This window comes from Janthinobacterium sp. 35 (assembly GCF_002754575.1).
Classification (GTDB): domain Bacteria; phylum Pseudomonadota; class Gammaproteobacteria; order Burkholderiales; family Burkholderiaceae_D; genus Janthinobacterium; species Janthinobacterium tructae.
Map to the genome: position 1 here is coordinate 424,595 of NZ_PEFN01000001.1, position 21,898 is coordinate 446,492.

Here is a 21,898-nt window from a genome sequence, read left to right on the forward strand (position 1 = left end):
CGATAACAATGAGCATGGCAAGGCCATGATGGTAGTGGCTTCTGTCTTGCCGAAGATAATCAACAGGAGTACGCCAGCATGAACCGATCGAACACCGCAGCAACCACCCCGAACCCGGCCTTGATCGCGGCGCTGCGCGCACGCTTGCCGGACGCGCGCGTCATCACCGATGAACTGCGCCGCCTGAGCTGGGGCAGCGACGCCAGTTTCTACCGCATGCTGCCCCAGGTGGTAGTGGTGGTGGACGACGAGGCCGACGTGGCGCATGTGCTGCAGGTGGCGCGCCAGCATCAGATGCACCTGACCTTCCGCGCCGCCGGCACCAGCCTGTCCGGGCAAGCCGTGACCGACGGCATCCTGGTGTTGCTGGGCGACGGCTTCGCGACCTATGCGCAGGACGACGGCGCGCTGAGCGTGCGACTGGGGCCGGGCATGATAGGCGCCGAAGTGAATCGCCGCCTGGCGCCGCTGGGCCGCAAGATCGGCCCCGATCCGGCCTCGATCGCCACCTGCAAGATCGGCGGCATCGCCGCCAACAATGCCTCGGGCATGTGCTGCGGCACCTCGCAAAACAGTTACCGCACCCTGCGCGCGATGCGCGTGATGCTGGCCGATGGCGCCCTCCTCGACAGCGCCGACCCGCTCAGCGTCGCCGCCTTTCAAGCCAGTCACGGCGCACTGCTGTCGACACTGGCGCAACTGGGCCGGGAAACGCGCGCAAACCTGGCGCTGGCGGCCCTGATCCGGCGCAAGTACAAGATCAAGAACACGACCGGATACAGCCTGAACGCACTGGTCGACTTTGACGATCCGATCGACATCCTGTGCCATCTGATGATAGGCTCGGAAGGCACGCTCGGTTTCATTTCCAGCATCACCTACGACACCGTGCCGGAACACCGGCACAAGGCCAGCGCGCTGGTTTTTTTCGCCGACATCGCCGGCGCCTGCGCCGCCGTGCTGGCGCTCAAGCCACTGGCCGTGTCGGCGGTGGAGTTGCTCGACCGCGCCGCGCTGCGCTCGGTCGAGAACAAGGCCGGTCTGCCGCCGATGCTGCGGCAACTGGACGCCGGCGCGGCCGCCCTGCTGATCGAAGTGCGCGGTGGCGACGAAGCGGCCCTGGAACGTGGCGTGGCGGCGGCACTCGCAGCGCTGCAAGCGTTTGACACGCTAGCACCGGCGCGCTTTTCGAGCGACCCGGCGCAATGCGACATCTACTGGAACGTACGCAAGGGCATCTTCCCCAGCGTCGGGGCGATGCGCGCGACAGGCACCACCGTCATCATCGAAGATGTCGCCTTCCCGCTCGATTCGCTGGCCGCCGCGACGCTCGATTTGCAAGCCTTGTTGCGCCAGTACGCATACCACGAGGCGGTCATTTTCGGCCATGCGCTCGAGGGCAATTTGCACTTCGTGTTCACGCAGGATTTCGGCCAGGCACAGGAAGTGCAGCGCTACCGCCGCCTGATGGAGGCACTGTGCGACCTGGTGGTGAACAAGTACCAGGGCTCGCTGAAGGCTGAACATGGCACCGGACGCAATATGGCGCCTTTCGTCGAGCTGGAATGGGGCCGCGAGGCGACCGCCCTGATGTACCGCATCAAGCAAAGCTTCGACCCCGCCGGTTTGCTCAATCCCGGCGTCATCCTCAACGACAGTCCCACATCCCATCTGGAGCATCTCAAGCCGCTGCCAACCGCCTCCGCATTGGTCGACAAATGCATAGAGTGCGGCTTTTGCGAACCGAAGTGCCCCTCGCATCAGCTCACGCTGTCGCCGCGCCAGCGCATCATCGCCTGGCGCGAACTGTCGCGGCGTGAACTGGCCGGCGAGGCACCCGGCAAACTGGCCGAAGACTACGTGTACATGGGACTGGGCACCTGCGCCGGTTGCAGCCTGTGCGCCAGCGCCTGTCCGGTCGGTATCGATACCGGCGCCCTGGTGCGCGATTTGCGCGGCCGCCGGCACAGCGGCGCGGCGCGCCGTATCGGGCGCTGGAGCGGCGACCATTTCGGCGCCGTCGCCCTGCTCGCGCGTCTGGGATTGCGGCTTGGGCACAGTGTCGCCAGTATCGTCGGCGAACGGACGCTGGACACGGTGTCGGGCGGCGCCTGGCGCCGCAGCATGCCGCGCGCCGCCGCCAAAGTGACGCAGCATGCTCCCGGCCCCGGCGAACCGGTGGTGTATTTCCCCAGTTGTGCCAGCCGCATCTTTGGACCGGATCAGGCCGGCGAAGCACCGCTGCCCGAGGTGATCCAGACATTGCTGCAGCGCGCCGGCTACGCGCCACGGCTACCGCGCGGTGTCGAACAACTGTGCTGCGGCCAGATGTTGGCCAGCAAGGGCATGACGGAACAAGCCGATGCCAGCGCCAGGCGGCTGGAAGCGGCGCTGGCCGAAGCCTCCGAAAACGGGCGCTATCGCATCGTCACCGATGCCAGCGCCTGCACCCTGCGCCTGCAACAGCACATGGCCGGGCGCCTGAGCGTGTCCGATTTCCATGAATTTGCGCATGACGCCTTGTTGCCCAAGCTCAGCCTGGTCAAACAGGCTGGCCCGATTGCCTTGCATATCAATTGCTCGGTTCAGAAAAGCGGTTCAGACAAAAAACTGCGGGCCGTGATGAGTGCCTGTGCCGAACAGATCGTGCAGCCAGCCAGCGTGGGCTGCTGCGGTTTCGGCGGCGACCTGGGCTTCGCGGCGCCTGAACTGAACCGCCACGCGCTGCGCAAGATCGAGGCCGAACTGCCCACCGGCTGCGCCTGCGGCGTATCGACCAACCGCACTTGCGAGATCGGGCTCTCGTCCGAAACGGGCCGCCCGTATCGCTCGATCGCCTGGCTATTGGAACTGTGCAGCCGACCAGCGGGCCAGGTATCACTGCCGGCATAAATCGACGACTGGCGCGACGAGCTGGAACCGGCCTTGCACGCGGCATGAGGCCCTGTTGCAAACCGCACGCAGGGGACTTCATGCCATAATCGGCGGCATGTCTACTCCTCCTGCTCCCCCTGAACAGCCGCTATCTTGCCAGGTCCGTGGCCAGTTCCGCGCCGAATATGCGCGGCGCATGAATGCCGTGCTCGATCATATCGACCGCCACCTTGACACGCCGCTGGACCTGGCGCAGCTGGCCGACGTCGCGCATTTTTCGCGCTTCCACTTTCACCGCGTGTTCGCCGCCTGGATGGGCGAAACGCTGGGCGACTATGCGCGCCGCCGGCGCCTGGAAACGGCCGCCTTGCGGCTGGCCTGCCGCGCCGACGAAGCGATACTGGACATTGCCCTGGCGACGGGCTTCGGTTCCGGCGAAGCGTTTGCGCGCGCCTTCAAGCTGAAATTCGGCTGTACGCCGACAGCCTGGCGCGCCGGCGTCGCCGCGAAAAACGCCGCCATGCTCACGGCCATGCGCCAGCGCCGGCAAGATAGCAATCCGGATCAGGCCATGCGCAATGCGGATCAGGCAGACCTGTCGAACTTCCAGCACCATGGGTACTCCAATCCATTTTATAGAGAGCGTCCCATGCAAGTTACCATCCTCGATCTGCCGCCCGCCAGCGTGGCGTGCCAGCGCCATATCGGCCCCTACGGCCCCGCCATCAGCGCCTTCTGGCGCGACACCGTCGCACCGTGGATGCAGTCGCACGGCCTGGCCGACGCCATTTGCTACGGCATCGGCCATGACGATCCCAGCATCACGCCACCGGACAAATGCCGCTACGACGCCTGCGTCGCCTTGCCAGATGGCTTCCAGGCCGGTGGCCGGGCAAGCATCACCACCCTGCCCGGCGGGCGCTATGCGGTAGCGCAGTTCAAGGGACCGTCCAGCGCCATCGCCGAGACGTGGACGCGCATGACGCGCGAATGGCTGCCGGCCAGCGGCCTGCAGTGGGACGAGCGCCCCTGCTTCGAGCGCTTTTCCGCCGCCACGGCAATGGACCCGGCCACCGGCGAATTCTCTTGCGAGATCTGCATTCCCGTGCGGCCGCTGTAGCTTCGGCGCGCGGCGCTGGCCGCCCGCCGGTCAGCCAGTGAGGCCGTAGCGCGATGCCGGCTTGCCGTGCATCGCGCCTGCGAACAGCGCTAGGCGGGCCGCGTCGAAGCGCTCCCACAGCGCCTGGTCTTCGACGGAAGGCAAGGTCACCAGCTCGCCCTGGTCCAGGCCCGCCAGGGCCGCATCGACGCAGTCTTCCGCGCGCATGATGGTGGCCTGGTCCAGCTGCGCCAGCGGCACGCCGCTCAATTCCCAGATTTCCGTCGCCGTCGATGCGGGTAGCACCAGTTGCACCGTGATGCCCGTGCCGGCCAGTTCCTGCTGCAAGCCCCGCGTGAAATTCATCACATAGCCCTTGGTGGCGCTGTAGATCGTGCTGACCGGCAGGATGTGGAAGGACAACACGGAACCGATGTTGATGATGGTGCCGCTGTTGCGCTGCTTGAATTGCGGCAGCACGGCGTAGGTCAGCTGGGCCAGCGCCGTCACGTTGACCCGGTCCATCGCGGCGATGCCCTCGCGCGGCGAGTCCACCACGGCGCCGAGGGTCGAGACACCCGCGTTATTCACCAGCATGGTGATGGCCGGGTTGCCGGCCAGTTCATCGGCCACGCGCTGCAGGTCGGCCGGAGCAGACAGATCGGCCGCCATGGCGCGCACGGCCACGCCATACTTTTCCGCCAGCGACTTGGCCAGCACGCCCAGGCGCTCGACCCGGCGCGCCACCAGGATCAGATCAAAGCCACGGCTGGCCAGGCGGTCCGCATACACGGCGCCCAGGCCAGACGATGCCCCAGTGACGAGGGCCGTTCCTTGGATATTGCTTGTACTCATGATGATTCCTTTAGGATTCTCAAATTGAAATGCAGGGACAGCAAGCATGATGCTGATCATGCTTCGATGCGACATTAAACATGATGATCATCATGTTTAATGTCGCAAGCATGACGTACGTCATGTATGATGTCAACAGAAATGTGCAATGAGCGGAGAACACCATGCGATACCCAGCGGCCGAGACGGCAGAAAAACACCAGCGTATCCTGCGGGAAGCGGCACGGCTATTCCGTGAGCAAGGCTTTGACGGCGTCAGCGTGGGACAGATCATGCAGGCGACGGGGCTGACGCATGGCCCCTTCTACAACCACTTCGCCTCGAAGGAAGCGCTGATGGCCGAAAGCACCCTGCACGGCTCGGAACACTCGCGCGCGGCGCTCGATGCGGCAACCCTCAGCCCGGAAACCATGCGCCAGTATGTGCGCGACTATGTAAGCGCGGCCCACCGCGATGCGCCGGGCAATGGCTGCCTGCTGGCGGCCCTGGCCGGCGACGCGCGCAAGCAGCCGGCCGTGCGTCCCGCCTTTACCTTCCACCTGAAATCCATCATCGGCAAGCTGGCGACGCATTTTCCGTGGCAGAAAAAGCGCAACCCACGCCAGGACGCGATCGTCATGCTGTCGACCATGGTGGGCGCCGTGGCGCTGGCGCGCGCCGTCGACGATGAAGCGTTTTCCGATGAGATCCTGAAAGCCGTGAACGCTGCTTTTACGACGTAGGTCGGATTAGCGGCGCAGCCGCGTAATCCGACAACATTGTTGACGTATGTGGTGATGTCGGATTACGGCCCTTCGGGCCTAATCCGACCTACGCGCGAGCCACTGCGCGACTTGCCCGACCCTGTCTGCGATCGTGCCGGACATATTGACATAGAAGATGCCCCGCCGCGCCAGCTCGACCTGGTACCACGCATGCTGGCGCGCGCGGAAATCGCCGTCACGGCGCGTGCCATCCTGGATGAAGGGAAAGTCGGGCGCGCACAGCAGCACCAGGTCGTAGCGATGTTCGGCCAGCTGCGCCAGTTCTTGCTCGGCCCTGCCGAACATCTCGACACAGTAAAAATAGGTGGTCAGGGGCGACGTGTCGCAAAACAGCCAGCGCTGCGCGGCCATGGCGGCTTGCGCTTCGCGGCGCAACTGTTCCCTGCCGATGTTCAGCAGATCGTCGTAGTGCAAAATGCCATCCTGGTTTTCCCACAGCTCGCGGCCATACTCGGCCACCCAGCCGGTATCGAAATGCGCTGCCAGCGCGGCGGCCAGGGTGGTCTTGCCACTCGATTCGCCCCCCAGCACGCACACCCGCGTGACGAAGTCGGCGCGCACGACGGGCGACAGGAAGGCGCTGTGCGCCTGCGCGTCTTGCCTGACCTGCGTTCCGGACACGGGCACCAGCGTTCTCGCCTGATCCACGCTGACATGCGCCACCGGGCCAGCGGCATAATGCCGTTCCAGCACCTGCGCAAAGCCGGGACCGTAGTCCTCGCTGCTGAACACCGCATCGACGGGCAGCGCCAGCACCGTCCAGCACAGCCAGCCCATGAAGTGGCGATGCGCATCGCCCTCGTCGTCGTTGTGCGGCAACGGACGCGCAGGCACGCCGCGCGCCGCGCACAGGGCGGCCAGGCGCGCATCGTCGAGCACCACGATATGCGCCTGCGGGAACTGCGCGCGCAGCCAGGTTTCCCGGCGCGCCGGCTCCAGGCCGGGAAATTCAGGCTTGGTGTAGCTGACCACCAGCAGTTCTTCGCAAGCGTCTTGCGCACGCTTGATCAACAGTTCGTGGCCCAGATGCAGCGGACAGAATTTGCCCACCACGAGGCCGCGTTTATAAAGGTTCATGCCACTGCTTCCCGCAAATCCGAGGTGTATTGAATGATCTTGTCTTCCGCCAGCAAGGTCTCGACCGTGATGACGCCGAAAAAAGGCGCGAGCAAGGTGCGCGCCCGGTCAGCCTGCGGCATGGCGCCCGGCGCCAGGCGCAGGACGACGCTGCCATCGCCATGCTGGTGCACGCCGAACAGGGCGATGGCCAGCGGCTTCAAGGCGTGCGTGATGTCGATATTGTTGATCCATGCGCCATTGATCGTCCTGTAGCGCAAGGGACTGCGGCCCGCCAGGCCCACCAGCACGGGACCGTGCGGGCCATGCGCCAGCGAGGCGTAGTCGCCCGTGCGGTAGCGCAGCAGGGGCAGGCAAAAGTTAAAACCTCCCGTCACGGTGATTTCGCCGCGTGTCCCATCCGGCACGGGCTGGCCCGCACTATCGAGGATTTCCACATACAAGCGGTGCTGCAGCAGCACGTGGCCCCCCGCCTGCTCGTCGTAGACGGCCACCGGTCCCACTTCATTGAGCGAATAGATGTCGAGTACGGGGCAGCCGAACGCCGCCTCCAGGCGCGCGCGCATGCCGGGCAAGAGCATCATCGAGACGGACAGCAGCGCGGCCGGCTTGTGCGTCATGGGCAGGGATAACAGCTCGGCAAACGAGATGGGGTCGCCCGCGATCAGCTCGGGCGCCATGGCGTCCAGGTAGCGCGCGCGGTCGTCAGCTTGACGCCAGTCGTCCGGGTGCAGATTGATCTTCGCCAGGCCCGATTCGTCCATCGTGGGCGTGACGGAGACATAGGTGAAGCAGCGGCGCTGGTGCCCCAGCAGCATGACGCCCACCTGGCCCGCGCCATGGCGCAGGGTCACGCCGAAGCGGCGCAGCGCGCGCTTGTGGAAGGCCAGGTAGCGCCCCGCCACCAGCGGGTGCGAGGCGATCAGCAGCGGGTGGCCCGTGGTGCCCGTGGTCTGGAAATTGATCATGCGCGCCAGATCCGCCTCGTCGGGCACGAAGGCGGCGATATCGTGCGCCAGCTCGGCGCGGCTGATGGGCGCCACGTCCTGCAAACGCGCTGGCGGCGAACCGCAGGCGCGATAGTACGGCACCGTGGCATAAGTCGCCTTGAGAAAATCGGGCAGCCAGGATGGCGGCGCAGCCGCGCTCCAGGCGATCATCGCCTGCATGACTTCCTGCTCATAGGCGCGCAGCGCTTCAACCTCCCCGGCCAGCAGCTTGTTGCCGCTGCGGTTGCGGTACTGGGGCGCGCAAGGATGGCCGCGCAGTTTTTCCAGCATGCGCGCGCCCGCCAGCGTCAGGGTGGGACAGTAGTCGCGGTCCGATTCCCAGGCGCCGCCCGGCAGATTGACGTCAGGTTTGCCAGCGAGCGTCATTCGCGCGACCACTTGTCGGCCGATTCCTCGGCCGCCTTTTTCGCCAGCGCCTCGCGGATTTCGCGCGCGCGCTGCTCGGCCAGGCGGCTCGCTTCGAGCAGGCGGCGGCGCTCCGTGCCGCTGATGGCGGACAATCTGTCCGTGGCCTGCGCCACGCTTTCGTCGCGCGGCCGAAAGCCCAGGCGCGCCAGCACGATGCGCGCCAGTTCCTCGCGCCGCTCCGGGTCTTGCGTGAACTGGTGGGCCGGCGTGGCGGCTGCCAGTTCGCGCGCCGCCTCGCCCAGCACCTGCAGCAGATCCTGCTGCGGCAACTGCTGGCCGATGAACCAGTCGTCGGCCAACAGCCAGCACAAGATCATGGCCAGGGCCAGACGGTTGCGGTCCGCCTTCACTTGCGCGCCGATAAAACCCTGCAGGGACGCGGCCGGCGCACGTGCGCCATGCAGCAGCAAAATGTCGTTGACCAGCGCGGCAACCGCCACCGCCTGCGCGTTGGCGACGCCGGCGATGCGGGGTTCGGCGAGGAACTCGACGGGGGTGTCGGCCAGGCGGTGGGTCAGGGTTTCGAGCAATGGGCCAGGAGTATTCATCTTTTTGCTTTGAAATTCCAACCCCAAAATGCAACTGCCGGGGTCGGTTCCTTCGGAATCGCAATACGGTCCATTGGACCGTATTGCCCCGCCGGGTCCGACCCCAGGTTTAGACGTTGGGGTAATTTATACATAATGCCTGCGGCTGAACGCGCGCGCAAAGTCCAGCAAGTCCTCGTAGCGCTCGACGGCGTGGATATCCCAGCCCTGCTCGCGGCGTGCGCGCTTTAAATCGTCATAGGTTTGCTGCAGCCACTTGTTGGCCGCCGCGCCATCCCAGTCGCGCTCCAGGTTCAGGGCCATGGTGCCGCCCGCGCCGCCCTGGGCCAGCGCCTTGGCGGAAATATCCCAGCCGCTGTTGCCCAGTTCATCGTTGTCGAACATGGTGGTGATGCCATCGTCGGAAATCATCAAAATGTGCGCGGGCCGTTCGCGCTTGCCCGCATAAGTCTGGCGCAGGCGGTGGATGGGAAAGCACGTGCCGCCGCCAAAGAATTCCGTCAGCACGCCGAGGATCATGTCTTCATCGCGCACGAAACCGGGCGTTTGCATCACCTCGTTCTTGCCGCTCCACAGTGTCACTTGCACTTTCGCGCCGGCGCGCAGGGCGGACAAGGCGATGACGGCGCCGGCCAGGGTCAGGAACGAGGTGTGCGCCTGCGGATTCGGCATGGAGCCGGAACTATCCACATACATGTCCAGGTCGACGGGCACGGCGTCGATGGCGCGCGCCGGTTCGCGGCCATATACGCGGCGCACGGTGGTCACGCCCGGCACGGGGCGCGGCGACTGCATCACCGATTGCAGCCAGTCGATGTCTTCCAACGGGTCGCCGATTTCCCACGCTTCCAGCCCTTCCATCTGCGGCTCCTGCGACTCGGGCGCGGGGCGGCTGGGAAACGCCACCAGGTGCGGCAAGGCCCGCTCGCGGTAATAGCGGATGGCGATTTCATGGTCGCTCAGGTCCACGCCCGAGGCCCTCAAAATGTCGCCCAGCTCGAACGGTTCGCGCAGTTGCCCGCCACCCGATCTGGCAGGCGCCTCGGCCGGCGGCTCCTCGCCATCAAGGCCCGAGATGCGTTTGTCGTGCACGGGATGGATGGCGCCGCCCTCCTCGTCATCCTCGATCTGCTGCGCGCCGTAGGTCTGGCAGCCCCTGGCCGCGTCGCGCGTGTCGAGAAGGTAGCGGCTCGGGCTCAAGGCATCCGTATCCTCGACCAGGTAAGGCAGCAGCAAGGTGGCGAAGCGCCCCGCCGCCAGCATCCAGTCGTTCGCGTAGACGCGGATCAGGCGCGCGCCCAGCCAGGCGTCCGTGTCCAGGCGCTCATCCACATTGGCGCCACCCAGCTCGCCCTTTTCCAGCTGCCACAGGTTTTCATAGATGCGCATGTACAGGGTCCATACGCCGCCGCTGGCCTTGTCCTTGGCGTCAGCTTGCGCCGTGGGCCCCTGCTGCAGCTTGCGGTAGATGTCGGCCATGCGCAAATTCGCCTGGCGCTGCAAGCGGTCGTTGATGAACAGGTCCGTGTACAGGTTGGCCACCATGGGCGCGTGCTGCTCCAGGGTGGGCAAGGCGCGGCGCATGCGCGCCAGCAGGCGGAACTGGTCGCTCGCGCTGCCCGGCGCGAGGATATGGTGGCCGATTTCATGCGCGAGGATTTCCAGCGCATAGCCGTCCAGCCCCAGTTCCGTCACCAGCGGCAAATCTACCACCACGCTCTGGTCCAGCAGGCGGATCATGGCGAAGCTGCCGGACAGCCCCTGCTTGCTGGCCTCGACGCGGCTGGCGCACAGATTCGGGTCGCGCAGGCGCGTAAATTTGCTCCACACGGCCAGCGCTTCGGGCCAGGCGGCACGCCAGGCGTCGATCAGGGTGGTGTCGGCGCTCGTCTTCATGCGAGCGGCAGCAGGCGGATCGCGTGCGTCCACGGCGACGTGATGGCCAGCGTATGCGCATTCGCGGCAAGCGCGATGTCGCCGGCCGGCAGGTCGAGCGCGATGCTGCGCGCGCCGAGATGCACGGTCGCGCCATCGAGGCGCACAGACGATGGCATGCCGGTATTGGCCTGCTCATACTCCTGCGCCGTGGCGCCATGCAGCACGGCGCCGTAGGCATCGGCCACCAGCAGATAATGGCGTTCGGCGCTGCGCACGACAAAGCCATCATCCGTGGCGCGCACTTGCGGCGGCGTGCCGAAGTCGCCGCCCAGGCCCGTAAAGGAACCGAACTCCCTTCCCTCGGCACTACCGCGCCACGGATTTTCCTGTAACTGCGCACGCACCTGCGGCCATTGTGCACCGGGCTCGCCAAAGGCGGCCAGCGCCAGCGCGGGCGGCAAGGTGTCGGCGGCCGCCAGCGCGCCCTGGCGGAAATGCGCGACGCCGGCGCGCCACGCCAGCACCTGGCCCACGGCGCGCAGCTGCGCCAGCGTGGCAATCTGCGCTGCCAGGGCAGCCAGCTCGCGCTGCCACTGCGCGGGACGCGCACCGGCCACGGAGGCGATGTGGATGGCGGCATTGCTGAGCATGCCCAGCACGTCGACGGGGGCCGTCGCCAGCAGTGGCGCAAACGATGGTGCGAGTTCGCGCCAGACGGTATTGACGAAAGGGTTTTTCGCGGCCGGACCGGCCAGGACATGGCCCACCAGTTCCAGGGCCATGTCATAGGCGGCCAGGGTCACGCCGCCCACGCGCTCGGGCGCAGCGGCGGCCACGGCCACCACCAGCGGATCGACGCCATCGTGTAAAAAGGCACCAAAGGCGGCCATGTCGAGCGAGGGAAAGCGCCGACGCGCTTCCACCGCGCGGCCGTTGAACTGGGCGCGGCCGCTGGCGAGTATCGAGGCAAAGGCAGGAGAAATCATCGCAGCCTGTCAGTCGCTGTGCGAAAAGTGCAGCAGATAGCGTTCATCCCCCAGTTCGAACGCGATCTCGTCCCAGTGGATCGCGTACCAGAAACCGGAGGGTGGCGTCATCGTCACGGCGTGCAGGGAAAATCCGCACAGCGCGTCGTCGATCGACTCGATGAAGGCGGCCACCAGCTGCGCGCGGAAGCGCCCGGCCGGCGCCACCTGCATGTGCCGCGACGAGAAAAACCAGCGCTGGCACACTTGTTCCAGGTGCGCGCGCGCGCACGGCGCCGGCTCGATGTGCCACAGTGCTGCCGGCAAGTCGCGTGCGGGTGCGATGACGTGCAAGGCGTAATGCTCGACGCGCAAGCCCAGCGCCGTGGCGAGATCGGGCGCATCGGGCAGGCGCTGCAACGCGTAGCTCGCACACAGGTCGCTCGCTTCACTATTGAGTAGCGCCAGCGCTTCCAGGAAGCCTTGACAATGCAGGACACTCATTGCGAACGCAGCCAACTACGGTAATTCGTATAGCGCTGATGCAGGTATTTGAGCTTCAGCAAATCGTCGTACAGGGGGCCATACAGTTTTCTGCCCTTCGTGCGTTCGCCGATCAGCTTTTCGATGCGGTTCAGGCGCGCCAGGGTTTCGCGCTCGCTGACGCCATCGAGACCCAGGTCGAATTCGGCCGACAGCACGCCCACCGGGTCATCGCGGTCCAGGTCCAGGCGGTTGAATTCATCGTTCGACAAATCGAACAGACGGCGCAGCCAACCCAGTCTGTCGCTGCGGTAGGCGGCGTTTTCCGGCAACGCGAAGAATGGCGCGTCCGGGTCCGGCTGCAGCTTGTTATGCAGGACGAAGGGCAGCACCTGGCGCAAGTCTTCCAGCTCCACTTCACCGTTACCGCGAAAATATGCCATGGCCTTGGCGTAGATCATCAGCGCCATCAGGGTGCGCACGGAAATGCCATTCAAGGTCTGGCAGCCGAGGTCCTTCAAACGGTCGCGCCCATTGTCGGCCGCCTGCGCGGCGCCCCGGTCTGCGCCGGCCAAACGGGCCGTATCCTTGGTCATGTATTCGAACTGGCCACCGGCCGTCTCGAACAGCTCGAACTGGCTGGCGAAAAATTCCAGGCGCCGGCGCACGGCGTCCGGTATGCCCACCTGGCGGATCGCTACGCCGATCTGATCGACCTCGCCTTCCGTGAAGATGATATCGGGCGGCACCAACTCTTCGGGGCGCACGTTTTCTTCCACGCGCAGCAGCAGCTCATTCAAAAAGCGCGGGTTGAAGGCCAGCGCCTGCACTGTCACGTCGACCCGGTCGCGCAGCGCTTCGATCACCTGGTAGGTGCCGCCGCCCTGATCGTCGTTGGCCGTCAGATACCAGGCCGCTTCCGGACACTCGTAAATGTGGTTCAGCACTTCCGCGTAATTGTCGCCCATGACGGTCAGCAGCGCGCTTTGCGTGCGCGTGGGAATGCGGTTGTATTCATCGACGATTTTCACGCGCATGCCCAGCCAGGCACGCCAGGCGATGCGGATATCGTCCATGCTTTGCGCGTTGACCAGGTCCGCCGGCAGCGGATTGCCGAGCAAATCGGCCACCGTCATTTGCGGGTGACCATGCTGCATGGCGCGTTTCACCTCCTTGACGGTGGAACCGGCCAGCACGCCCATCAGCAGCGCGCTGGCCGTCTTGCCCCGCCCCGGTCCGCCGACGAACAGGCATTTGCGGCGCGTGGCAAACGTCAACAGCGGCAGCAAGATAAAACTGGAATAGCTTTGCGCCGACGGCAAATTCAAGGTGCGGCGGCTGTCGCCCACGGAGTACGTCTGCGACGGGCCATCGTTGTATTCGATGTCGTAATGGGGGCTGATGATGGCGTGGTTGACGATCCAGAAATACGCCTGGCGCAGCTTCTCATCGAAAGGCCGCGCTTGCGCCTCGCCTTCTGTTCCCAGCGCAATGGGGCCCTGGTACAGGTCCGCCACGTCGAACTGCCGCGCAACGGGGGCCACCTTGGGCTTGGTGGGGGCTTGAGAAAGACGCTGGAACAAGTTAAAGGCGGACATAATGTACAGGCAACGTGAGGGAAACGAAATTATTGCATATCGTTCCCACTACGCCTTGTTCAAATCAACAACCGTTTCTTCCAGCTTGCGCCAGCGCCACCAGCCCAGCGCCACGCACGCTAGAAGCAAGGCCAGCAAGCCTGCCACTTCATGGCGGATTTCATACAGCGAGGCGCCCATCTGGTTCAGTGCGACAAAGCCCTGGATGCCGGCCGTCGATGGCAGCAGCCAGCGCAGCCATTGCAGCACGACGGGCATGGACGACACGGGCCAGGTCAGGCCCGCCAGGAACAGCACCGGCATCGAGGTCGCGATCATCAGCTGCGTGCCCCGTTCGCGCGTGCGGAACAGCATGCCCAGCAGCATGCCGAAGGCCGCTTCCGCCAGCGAGAACAGCACAAGCAGCAAGAGCATGCCGCCAAAGTTGCCGCCACGGGGGTAATCCTGGAACCAGAAGACGAAACCGAAGAAATAGCAGCAGTTGAGAAATGCCACGCAGGCAAACGCCAGCAGCATGCCCGCATAGCCGCCAGCGGTGCGCTTGCCCGCCAGGGGAAAGCTCTTGCGCTGATACCAGGTGCCGAACAGCATGGTCATGCCGATCAGCAAGGTCTGCTGCACGATCAAGGTCGCCACGCCCGGCACGACATACGCGCCATAGCCTTCCTTGACGTTAAACAGGGGCACGGCGTCAAACGCAATGGGCGAACGCTGCTGGCTGGCCTGCACGCTGGACGGCGTGCCCGCGCCCAAACGTTTCAATTCAATACCGGCCGACACGGTGCCCACCACTTCGGCCAGGCCGTTCAAGGCCACCTTGTTGAGCATCAAATACAAGCCATTGCCCGCCACTTGCGCATGGGCGGCGCGGCCGGCCAGCACGTCCGTCTGCAAGCCCTCGGGCAGGATCAAGACGCCCATGACCTCGTCGCGCCACAATAAATCCTGCGCGACCGGCAAGTCCGGCGTGACGGCCACGACTTGCAATGAAGGATGGGCCATGGCGAAGCGCGTCAGCTGGCGCGACATGGCGCTGCGGTCCTGGTCGACGACCGCCACGGGCACGCGCTGGACGATTTCCGTCGAGTACGGCAAGGGATAGAAGAAGGAATAGATGATGCCGCCGATGAACAGCAAGGTCAGCGCGCCCTTGTCCGTCAGCATGGCGCGCCAGGTGGCGAGGAAGGATTGCCACATCATGTGCGTCCCCAGGCGGCAGGCGTATTCGCGCGGCGCGCCAGCAGGAAGACGCCCACGGCGCCGCAGCCGACGGCAAAGCCAGCCAGTATCAGCATTTCCTGCACGCCATAGCGCCACGGTGCGCCGGCCAGCCAGTATTTCGTTTGTAGTTGCAGATAATGCGTGAGCGGCAAGGCTTCCGCCCAGGCGCGCGCCGGCGCCGGCATGGCCATCAAGGGAAAGGCCTGGCCCGCAAACGCGAAGGCCGGCGCCGTGATGAAGGCCGCGCCCGACAGGGCCAGGCGCAGCGACAGGGTGGCGGCGATCAGCAAGGTAGCCAGGCCACAGTAAGCAAGCACCAGCAGCAGCATACTCATCAGCAAGGCGGGCAAGCTGCCCGCCACGGCCCAGTCCCGCACCAGGCTGAAGAACAGCAAGTACAGCAGCGCCAGCGCGCAATAGGCGATGACGGGGAACAGCAGCTTGGCGCCGACGGCGCGCAGCCAGCTGCCATGGGCCGAGGCCAGCCATTGCGGCACCGTGCCGTCGCGCAACTCACGCCCGATGCTCGTGACGACGGCGACGACGATGAAAATCTGCAGCATGGCCGGCATCAGGGCCAGGGTCAAAAACGCTTCATAGCTGGTGTTTTCATTGTATAGACTGTTCAGTGTCGTGCGGATCGGTTCGAACTGGGCGGCCGCCTGCACACCCGACATGCCCTTTTTCACCCGTGCCGTCATCTCGATGCCGGCCGACAAGGTCGTGCTGACCGTGCGCACGTCGCGTAGCAAGGCGCCCGCGTGCGAGGAAAATTGCGCGTTGTACAGCCATTGCACGGTGGTTTGGCGGCCGCCCAGCAGCTTCTGTTCGAAATCGCCGGGAATGACCAGATAGCCAAACGCCGTGCGTTCGCGCAGCCGGTGCAGGGCTTCGTCGCTGGACGCCACTTTCGCCGCCACGGCAATGCCAGGCGAGGCGTCGAGCCAGCGCGTGAGCTGGCGCGATAGGGTGGAGTTGTCGTTATCGATGACGACGATGGGCAAGTCGCGCGCGATGCCGGCGGAAAACACCAGCCACAACATGGCGCACAGCGCGACGGGAATCCAGCTGAGCATGCCGAAGTCCCAAAAGTCGCCGCGCAGCCGCCGCCACTCGCGCGCCAGCGCCGCCGGCTGCTCTTTGTCAATCTCGCTCATCGGCTATCAGAGCGGTGGAAACACGACTGACATGCCCGGACGCAAGCCATCGACCTTGATGGCGGGACGCAAGCGGATTTCAAACGTGCGCAAGTCCGTGCCGCCCGGACGGGCCGCGCGCCACGTGGCAAAATCGGGCAGCACGGCCACCGAGCTGACCTTGAAGCTCACTTGCTGTTTCAGCGCCGGCACGTTGGCCGTATGCGTGCTGCCCATGCCAAACGCGGCCATTTCATCTTCGCGCACCTGCAGCACGGCCCAGGCGTCATCAAGGTTCACCAAAGTAATCACGGGGAAACCTTGCGGCGCCAGTTCGCCGGGCTGTATCTGGATCTTGCTGACCTGGCCCGCCACCGGCGCAGCGATCTTCGTTTCCGCCAGGGCGATCTGCGCTTCCGTCAGCACGGCGCCCACCTGGCGCGCCTGCGCGGCGGCGGCCGTCTTGTCTTCCGGACGGGCGCCTTTTTGCGCCATGTCATATTGCGCGCGGGCCGCTTGCGCCAGCTGGTCGGCGGCGCGCCATTGCGCTTGCGCCTCGTCACGTTTCTGCTGGGCGATCACGCCTTGCTCGAACATATTGTTGACGCGGGTATACGTGGTCTTGGCGATGGTGGCACCCGTTTGCGCCCGTTCCCAGTTGGCTTTTGCGGCCGCGACTTCTTCCGGACGCGCCCCCGCTTGCGCCTTTTGCGCCACGGCATCGGCTGCCTGCGTGGCGGCCGTCGCTTGCGCGATCTTCGCGTCCACTTCCGGACTCGTCAGCTGGAACAGCAGCTCACCTTTCAGCACCGTCTGGCCCAGCTTGACGTACAGCTCGCCCACCCTGCCCGGTACTTTCGACGAGACATTGACTTCCTGCGCATCCATCTGTCCCTGCAAAGGCAGGCGCTGCGGCTGGAACGCCTGGTACAGGCCCCAGCCGACGAAGCCCAGAACGATGACAGCGGCGACTATGGCCAATGGTTTTTTGGAGGTACTCATTATCATTTGTCCACAGGTAATTGGATATCGGCCGCGGCGGCCAGGCTGCCCAGGCGTTGCGTTTCGCCCGTCGCTTCCAGCAATTGCGCCAGCCCCATCACATAGTGATAGGCAGTCTGCGCGCGCTGGGTCTCGACCTTGGCCAGGTTCAGGCGCGCGTCGACCACTTCCAGCGACGTCACCTGCCCTTGCTGGAAAGCCACCGTTTGCAAGCGGATATTTTCGCGCGCCAGCTCCACCGACGAGGCCGTGGACAGATACTGGATACGGGCATTTTCCAGCGCGCGCCAGTTCTTCTCGATCAGAGTGGGAATGTCGCGCTCGGCCTGGCGCGCCACCACTTCCACCCGTTCCTGGTCGAGCTTGGCGGCGGCGATCATCTTGCCCGTATTGATGCGGTGCACGAGGGGCACGGACACGACCAGACCGATGGCCCAGTTCGAGCGCACGAGCTTTTCGCTGCCGCGATTCAAATTGTAGTTACCGATGGCAAACACGGTGGGCGCATATTCCTTGCCATGCAGCTTCAAGGCTTGCTCGGCCTGCACGCGCTTGCTGTCGATCTTTTTCCAGTTCGCATTTTCGCGCATGCCCGTGCTGATGAACGATTGCAAAGTGCCAACCGGCAAGCTGTTGACGAACAGCGGCGTGCTGGGCAGCACTTGCGAGTTGACGGAAAGCAAGCGGTCGAGCGCCACCTGGGCGATTTCCTCATCGCTGCGCGCCTGCGCCTCCTCGCTGCGGGCGCTGTCCAGGGCCACGTCGGCGCGCAGGCGTTCCGCGCGCGAAATCAGGCCGCCCTTTTCCAGCTTGGCCGCATCGCGCTGGTGCTGCGTCACGCCGGCCGTCACTTCGGCCCGCACGGCCACCACCCGCTTGGCCAGCAACAACTGGAAATAGCGCTGCGCCACCAGGGTGGCCAGCTGTTCTTCCGCTTCCGTGTGCTCGGCCTGTGCGGCCAGGGTCCGGCTGGAAGCGAGGCCCTTGACGGCATCGAGGCGCCCGCCCGTGTAGATGGGCCACATGCCCAGCAAACCGAACGAGGTCAGATCCGTCACCACTTCGCGGTTCAGGGAATTGGGAATCTGTGGCGTGGGCAAGCCGGGAATCGGCGGCAACACCGATTCGATGCCGCCCACCACGCCGGCCAGGCCGCTCGTATCGATACTCAAATCGGTCGACAAGCGGCCGCGAAACGCCGTCAAGTCCACGGACGGGCCATCGATATTCGACAAGGCTTCGGCCTTCAGTGTTTTGGCGCGCACGTCGAGCGCGGCGCCCTGCACGGCGCCCGAAGCCTTGGCCGCTTGCTGCAGCGCTTCGCTGAATGTCAGCGGTTCCGCCAGGGCGGGCATGGCCGCGCCCAGCGCGCCCGCCAGCAATAATGATAAGTGTCCTTGCAATCTGCCCATGTAGCGTCCAGTCAATGAATGAGGGGAAAGCACGGGGTTGCCATGTTTATACTTTCACAATAGCAATTATATCCACGGATGTCCATTCCACCCTGCACTATTGGTTACTGGCGCTGCCACGTAAAAACAGGCGCCTCTTGCGGGGCGCCCGTTTTATTCAGACTAAGCGGCTAGCGGCTTACTTCTTGGCTTTCTTGCCGCCCTTTTCCTTTTCAAACACGGCAAAGAACTCGGACGCCATGTTGCGGATGGCGCGGCCGATGTTGGCGTAGTCGTATTCGTTCAGGTTGGCCAGCGAGACGCGGCCGGACGGATGCGTGGTACCGAAGCCGCGGCCCGGCAGCAGGATGACGCCCGTTTCCTCGGCCAGGCGGAACAGCGCTTCGTTCGGTTTGAGTTTTTTCAGCAGCCACTGCGAAAACTCCACGCCATGCATCTGCGCGGCCAGCGATTCCATGTCCAGCAAGTGGTAGTAGCGCACGGAATTGGCGTCGTGCACCATCGGCAAGCCCAGTTCGCGGTACAGCGCTTCCTTGCGGCGCAGCACGATGCGCTTCATCGACTGCTTGTACTTTTGCTCTTCATCCATCAGCGAGAACAGCGAGAACAAGGTCATCTGCGCCTGCACGGGCGTGGACAGGCCGGCCGTGTGGTTCAGTGCCACGGTGCGGCTGTCGGCCACCAGGCGGTCGATGAATTTCAGCTGACGCGGCTCCGTCGTGATCGAGTGATAGCGCGCATCGAGCTGCTTCTTGATGGTTTCCGGCAACTTGGAAATTTTGTCGTCGAGCACATTGTTTTCATGCGTGGCCACCACGCCCATGCGCCAGCCCGTCGCGCCGAAGTATTTCGAGAACGAATACACGAGGATGGTGTTGAACGGACAAATGGCGAACAGCGAGACGAAATTGTCGGCAAAAGTGCCATACACGTCATCGGTGAGGATGATCAGGTCCGGGCGCTTCTTGATGATCTTGGCGATGTATTCCAGGGTCTCGTCGTCGATCTTGACGGAAGGCGGATTGCTGGGGTTGACGAGGAAGAAAGCTTTCACTTTCGGGTCCAGCAGCTTGTCCAGCTCCTTCTTGGTGAATTGCCAATTGTTCGATTGCGGCGCATCGATGTGCACGGTGTTCAGCTTGTAGTCGTTCAGCTGGGGAATCTCGATGTACGGCGTGAAGATCGGCATGCCCAGGGCGATGGTGTCGCCTTCCTGGATGATGTGGTTCGATTTCAGGCTGGAGAACAGATACGTCATGGCCGCCGTGCCGCCTTCGACGGCGTACATGTCGAAGTTGCCGATAAACGGATGGTCGCCGATCATTTCGCGGTGGATATACTGGCCGACGATTTTCTCGGACAGGCGCAGCATGCGGTCCGGCACGGGATAGTTGCAACCCAGAATCGCTTCGCACATTTCATAGATGAAATCGCCCGCGCTCAGGCCCAGCTGGTCGCGCACATACGATACGGCCGCCTCGATGAAGTGCGCGCCCGGGTTGCCCTCGTGTTTACGCACGAAAATTTCAAAGCGCGCCTCGATGCCCTCGCGCGTGGGAAAGCCGCCCACGTCATCCATGTAGACATACGAACGCTCCGCTTCCGTCATGGCGAACTGGCCGAACTGGAAGAAGCCGTGGCGTGGCGTGGTCGCCAGGAAATTCGGGTTGCCGCGGCCCGCGTTGAGCATCAGGCGGTTGCTTTGCTTGGCCGTCTGGATCAGCGCATCCTTCAGTTCGAAGGGGCTCAACAGGGCGAGTTTGGCAGGGTTACTGAAATCCATTTTTGCTACTCCTTTAGACAGACAATGTGCAGGGTTCTTGCAGACTCAGACGAAGGCCACAATCAGCGGCCCCAGCAAGGTCAGGAAAACGTTGGCCAAGGCATAGGTAATGGCAAACGGTACGGTGGGAATCGAGTTTTGCGCCGCATTCAGCACTTCGCCGAACGCGGGATTGGCGCTGCGCGAGCCGGACAAGGCGCCCGCAAAGATGGCCACGTTGTCATAGCGCAAGATGTACCGGCCGATCAGCATGGTCAAGATCATCGGCAGGATGGTCACTACCACGCCCACGCCAAACAGCGTCAGGCCGTGTTCGCGCACGGTTTGCACGGCTTGCAGGCCGGACGTGAGGCCGACGACGGCAACAAAACCGGCCAGACCCAGGTCCTTCAGGATTTGCACGGCGCCGCTGGGCATGTAGCCGAACGTCTGGCGCTTGGCGCGGAACCAGCCGAATACCAGGCCCGACAGCAGAACGCCGCCGCCGCTGCCCAGGGTCAGCGGAATCGAACCGATGCGCGCCACCAGCAAGCCCACCAGCAGGCCGACGACGAGGCCGGCGCCCATATAGACGAAGTCCGTCTTGGCGCTCGGCACGATCATGTAACCCACTTCGGCTGCCACGCGCTTGACGTCTTGCTCGGCGCCATAAATGGTCACCACGTCGCCCGTCTGTACGATGGTTTCCGGTTGCATGGGCAAGATCTTGCCCATGCGGCTCAGCTGCACGACAAAGATGCCGTGACGCACGCCCGGCGCCGTCGCGCTGCGGATTTCGCCCACCGTCTTGTTGTGGTAAGCCTTGTTGGTCAGCACCATGTCGCGGCGCTGCATCACCAGTTCCATGCCTTCGACGGCCAGCAATTCCTTGCCCAGCTGAGAAGAGACGCTGAGCATGGCTTCGCGCCGGCCCACCAGCAGCACGATATCGTCGGCCGCCAGCACCAGGTCCGGGCTGACGTCGATGATCTGGCCATTGCGCTTCACGCGCTCGATGGTAATGGCCGTGTTCGGATGCGCGCTTTCGATCTCCGCCACCGAGCGTCCTGCGCCCGGGCCCACATCGTAGATGCGGCCGATCAGGTCAGGCGCGGCCGGCGTCTGGCCAGGCCCCAGCACCTGCACGCCTGCCTGCAGCGCCGTTTCCGCCTTGATCGCATCTTCGCGGATGGTGCGCCCCATGAGTTTAGGCAAGATATTGACGCAGACGATGATGGCGCCAAACGAGCCGAACACGTAGGTGACGGCATAGCCGACGGCCACGTTGCCCTGCAAGCGCGCCACCTCGTCGGCCGCCAGGCCCAGCTTGGTAATCGCGTCACCGGCCGTGCCGATGATGGCCGACTGCGTCAAGCCGCCCGCCGCCACGCCGGCCGCCAGGCCCTTGTCCAGGCCAAAGACCTTGGCCATGATGACCACCGTCAGCAGCGCCGTCACTGCCAGCACGACCGCCAGGATGATTTCGCGCACCGACTGGCGCCCCAGGGAATTGAAGAACTGCGGTCCGCTTTCATAGCCAACCGCGTAAATGAACAGCGCGAACAGCACCGACTTGACACCAGGATCGATGGCGACGCCTACCTGGCTGACGAGGACCGCCACCAGCAGTGAACCGGCGACCCCGCCCAGCTGAAACGAGCCGAACTTGATCTTGCCGATGTAGTAACCCACTGCCAGGGAGAGAAACAAGGCAATTTCGGGCGACTTCTTGAATAACTCATGCAACCATTCCATACGGACCGCCTTTCGTGTTGAAGGAATTCTTTACTGCCTGTGCTCTTGCGT

General features: G+C 64.4%; 17 protein-coding genes. 3 read left to right on the forward strand and 14 right to left on the reverse strand.

All coding sequences use genetic code 11. The features are described 5' to 3' along the window. Nucleotides 1–78: 78 nt before the first annotated feature. The gene (locus CLU93_RS01925) at nt 79–2,892 is read left to right on the forward strand and encodes an FAD-binding and (Fe-S)-binding domain-containing protein (RefSeq protein ID WP_099759776.1); all 2,814 of its coding nucleotides are present in this window, start codon (nt 79–81) and stop codon (nt 2,890–2,892) included. A gap of 97 nt (nt 2,893–2,989) precedes the next feature. Beyond that, entirely contained in the window at nt 2,990–3,994 is a 1,005-nt protein-coding gene (locus tag CLU93_RS01930) for an AraC family transcriptional regulator (protein WP_218968321.1), read from the forward strand. 30 nt (nt 3,995–4,024) lie between these two features. On the opposite strand, the gene CLU93_RS01935 is transcribed toward CLU93_RS01930, so the two are convergent. Further along, nucleotides 4,025–4,828: an SDR family NAD(P)-dependent oxidoreductase gene (locus tag CLU93_RS01935; protein ID WP_099759778.1), complete on the reverse strand. Its 804-nt coding sequence runs from the start codon at nt 4,826–4,828 to the stop codon at nt 4,025–4,027. A gap of 164 nt (nt 4,829–4,992) precedes the next feature. Here CLU93_RS01935 and CLU93_RS01940 point away from each other — a divergent pair, with 164 nt between their 5' ends. Then, complete coding sequence (locus CLU93_RS01940) at nt 4,993–5,550, forward strand: TetR/AcrR family transcriptional regulator (protein WP_099759779.1); 558 nt, start codon at nt 4,993–4,995, stop codon at nt 5,548–5,550. A 78-nt stretch (nt 5,551–5,628) separates the two neighbouring features. Here CLU93_RS01940 and CLU93_RS01945 read toward each other — a convergent pair whose 3' ends face one another. From CLU93_RS01945 to aspT, 13 genes are all read right to left on the reverse strand, one after another. Then, nucleotides 5,629–6,669: an AAA family ATPase gene (locus CLU93_RS01945; RefSeq protein WP_099759780.1), complete on the reverse strand. Its 1,041-nt coding sequence runs from the start codon at nt 6,667–6,669 to the stop codon at nt 5,629–5,631. Beyond that, a complete protein-coding gene (locus tag CLU93_RS01950; RefSeq protein WP_099759781.1) occupies nt 6,666–8,045 on the reverse strand; it encodes an AMP-binding protein in 1,380 nt (459 codons plus the stop codon). Before CLU93_RS01950 ends, CLU93_RS01945 begins: the two co-directional genes overlap by 4 nt. After that, nucleotides 8,042–8,635 carry a hypothetical protein gene (locus CLU93_RS01955; RefSeq protein ID WP_099764189.1) on the reverse strand — a complete coding sequence of 198 codons (594 nt, stop codon included), beginning with the start codon at nt 8,633–8,635 and terminating at the stop codon, nt 8,042–8,044. The genes CLU93_RS01950 and CLU93_RS01955 overlap by 4 nt, the downstream gene beginning before the upstream one ends. 126 nt (nt 8,636–8,761) lie before the next feature. Continuing rightward, nucleotides 8,762–10,531, reverse strand: a complete 1,770-nt coding sequence (locus tag CLU93_RS01960; RefSeq protein ID WP_099759782.1) for a vWA domain-containing protein — start codon at nt 10,529–10,531, stop codon at nt 8,762–8,764. Continuing rightward, entirely contained in the window at nt 10,528–11,499 is a 972-nt protein-coding gene (locus CLU93_RS01965) for a hypothetical protein (protein ID WP_099759783.1), read from the reverse strand. Before CLU93_RS01965 ends, CLU93_RS01960 begins: the two co-directional genes overlap by 4 nt. A gap of 9 nt (nt 11,500–11,508) precedes the next feature. Then, on the reverse strand, nt 11,509–11,982 hold the full coding sequence (locus tag CLU93_RS01970; RefSeq protein ID WP_099759784.1) for a hypothetical protein: 474 nt from the start codon (nt 11,980–11,982) through the stop codon (nt 11,509–11,511). After that, nucleotides 11,979–13,559, reverse strand: coding sequence for an AAA family ATPase (locus CLU93_RS01975; protein ID WP_099759785.1), 1,581 nt, complete (start codon nt 13,557–13,559; stop codon nt 11,979–11,981). The genes CLU93_RS01970 and CLU93_RS01975 overlap by 4 nt, the downstream gene beginning before the upstream one ends. 48 nt (nt 13,560–13,607) lie before the next feature. Next, the gene (locus CLU93_RS01980) at nt 13,608–14,759 is read right to left on the reverse strand and encodes an ABC transporter permease (RefSeq protein WP_099759786.1); all 1,152 of its coding nucleotides are present in this window, start codon (nt 14,757–14,759) and stop codon (nt 13,608–13,610) included. Then, nucleotides 14,756–15,937: an ABC transporter permease gene (locus CLU93_RS01985; RefSeq protein ID WP_099759787.1), complete on the reverse strand. Its 1,182-nt coding sequence runs from the start codon at nt 15,935–15,937 to the stop codon at nt 14,756–14,758. Before CLU93_RS01985 ends, CLU93_RS01980 begins: the two co-directional genes overlap by 4 nt. Nucleotides 15,938–15,943: 6 nt before the next feature. After that, nucleotides 15,944–16,918: an HlyD family secretion protein gene (locus CLU93_RS01990; RefSeq protein WP_099759788.1), complete on the reverse strand. Its 975-nt coding sequence runs from the start codon at nt 16,916–16,918 to the stop codon at nt 15,944–15,946. A 2-nt stretch (nt 16,919–16,920) separates the two neighbouring features. Further along, nucleotides 16,921–18,330, reverse strand: a complete 1,410-nt coding sequence (locus tag CLU93_RS01995; protein WP_257224836.1) for a TolC family protein — start codon at nt 18,328–18,330, stop codon at nt 16,921–16,923. A 178-nt stretch (nt 18,331–18,508) separates the two neighbouring features. Next, the gene (locus tag CLU93_RS02000) at nt 18,509–20,113 is read right to left on the reverse strand and encodes a bifunctional aspartate transaminase/aspartate 4-decarboxylase (protein ID WP_099759790.1); all 1,605 of its coding nucleotides are present in this window, start codon (nt 20,111–20,113) and stop codon (nt 18,509–18,511) included. A 45-nt stretch (nt 20,114–20,158) separates the two neighbouring features. After that, a complete protein-coding gene (aspT, locus tag CLU93_RS02005) occupies nt 20,159–21,847 on the reverse strand; it encodes an aspartate-alanine antiporter (RefSeq protein WP_099759791.1) in 1,689 nt (562 codons plus the stop codon). Between the last annotated feature and the right edge of the window lie 51 nt (nt 21,848–21,898).

Bases quoted from the DNA above. Each gene is read 5' to 3' on its own strand.
- CLU93_RS01925 (WP_099759776.1), top strand. From the start codon at position 79: ATGAACCGATCGAACACCGCAGCAACCACCCCGAACCCGGCCTTGATC.
- CLU93_RS01930 (WP_218968321.1), top strand. From the start codon at position 2,990: ATGTCTACTCCTCCTGCTCCCCCTGAACAGCCGCTATCTTGCCAGGTC.
- CLU93_RS01935 (WP_099759778.1), bottom strand. From the start codon at position 4,828: ATGAGTACAAGCAATATCCAAGGAACGGCCCTCGTCACTGGGGCATCG.
- CLU93_RS01940 (WP_099759779.1), top strand. From the start codon at position 4,993: ATGCGATACCCAGCGGCCGAGACGGCAGAAAAACACCAGCGTATCCTG.
- CLU93_RS01945 (WP_099759780.1), bottom strand. From the start codon at position 6,669: ATGAACCTTTATAAACGCGGCCTCGTGGTGGGCAAATTCTGTCCGCTG.
- CLU93_RS01950 (WP_099759781.1), bottom strand. From the start codon at position 8,045: ATGACGCTCGCTGGCAAACCTGACGTCAATCTGCCGGGCGGCGCCTGG.
- CLU93_RS01955 (WP_099764189.1), bottom strand. From the start codon at position 8,635: ATGAATACTCCTGGCCCATTGCTCGAAACCCTGACCCACCGCCTGGCC.
- CLU93_RS01960 (WP_099759782.1), bottom strand. From the start codon at position 10,531: ATGAAGACGAGCGCCGACACCACCCTGATCGACGCCTGGCGTGCCGCC.
- CLU93_RS01965 (WP_099759783.1), bottom strand. From the start codon at position 11,499: ATGATTTCTCCTGCCTTTGCCTCGATACTCGCCAGCGGCCGCGCCCAG.
- CLU93_RS01970 (WP_099759784.1), bottom strand. From the start codon at position 11,982: ATGAGTGTCCTGCATTGTCAAGGCTTCCTGGAAGCGCTGGCGCTACTC.
- CLU93_RS01975 (WP_099759785.1), bottom strand. From the start codon at position 13,559: ATGTCCGCCTTTAACTTGTTCCAGCGTCTTTCTCAAGCCCCCACCAAG.
- CLU93_RS01980 (WP_099759786.1), bottom strand. From the start codon at position 14,759: ATGATGTGGCAATCCTTCCTCGCCACCTGGCGCGCCATGCTGACGGAC.
- CLU93_RS01985 (WP_099759787.1), bottom strand. From the start codon at position 15,937: ATGAGCGAGATTGACAAAGAGCAGCCGGCGGCGCTGGCGCGCGAGTGG.
- CLU93_RS01990 (WP_099759788.1), bottom strand. From the start codon at position 16,918: ATGAGTACCTCCAAAAAACCATTGGCCATAGTCGCCGCTGTCATCGTT.
- CLU93_RS01995 (WP_257224836.1), bottom strand. From the start codon at position 18,330: ATGGGCAGATTGCAAGGACACTTATCATTATTGCTGGCGGGCGCGCTG.
- CLU93_RS02000 (WP_099759790.1), bottom strand. From the start codon at position 20,113: ATGGATTTCAGTAACCCTGCCAAACTCGCCCTGTTGAGCCCCTTCGAA.
- aspT (WP_099759791.1), bottom strand. From the start codon at position 21,847: ATGGAATGGTTGCATGAGTTATTCAAGAAGTCGCCCGAAATTGCCTTG.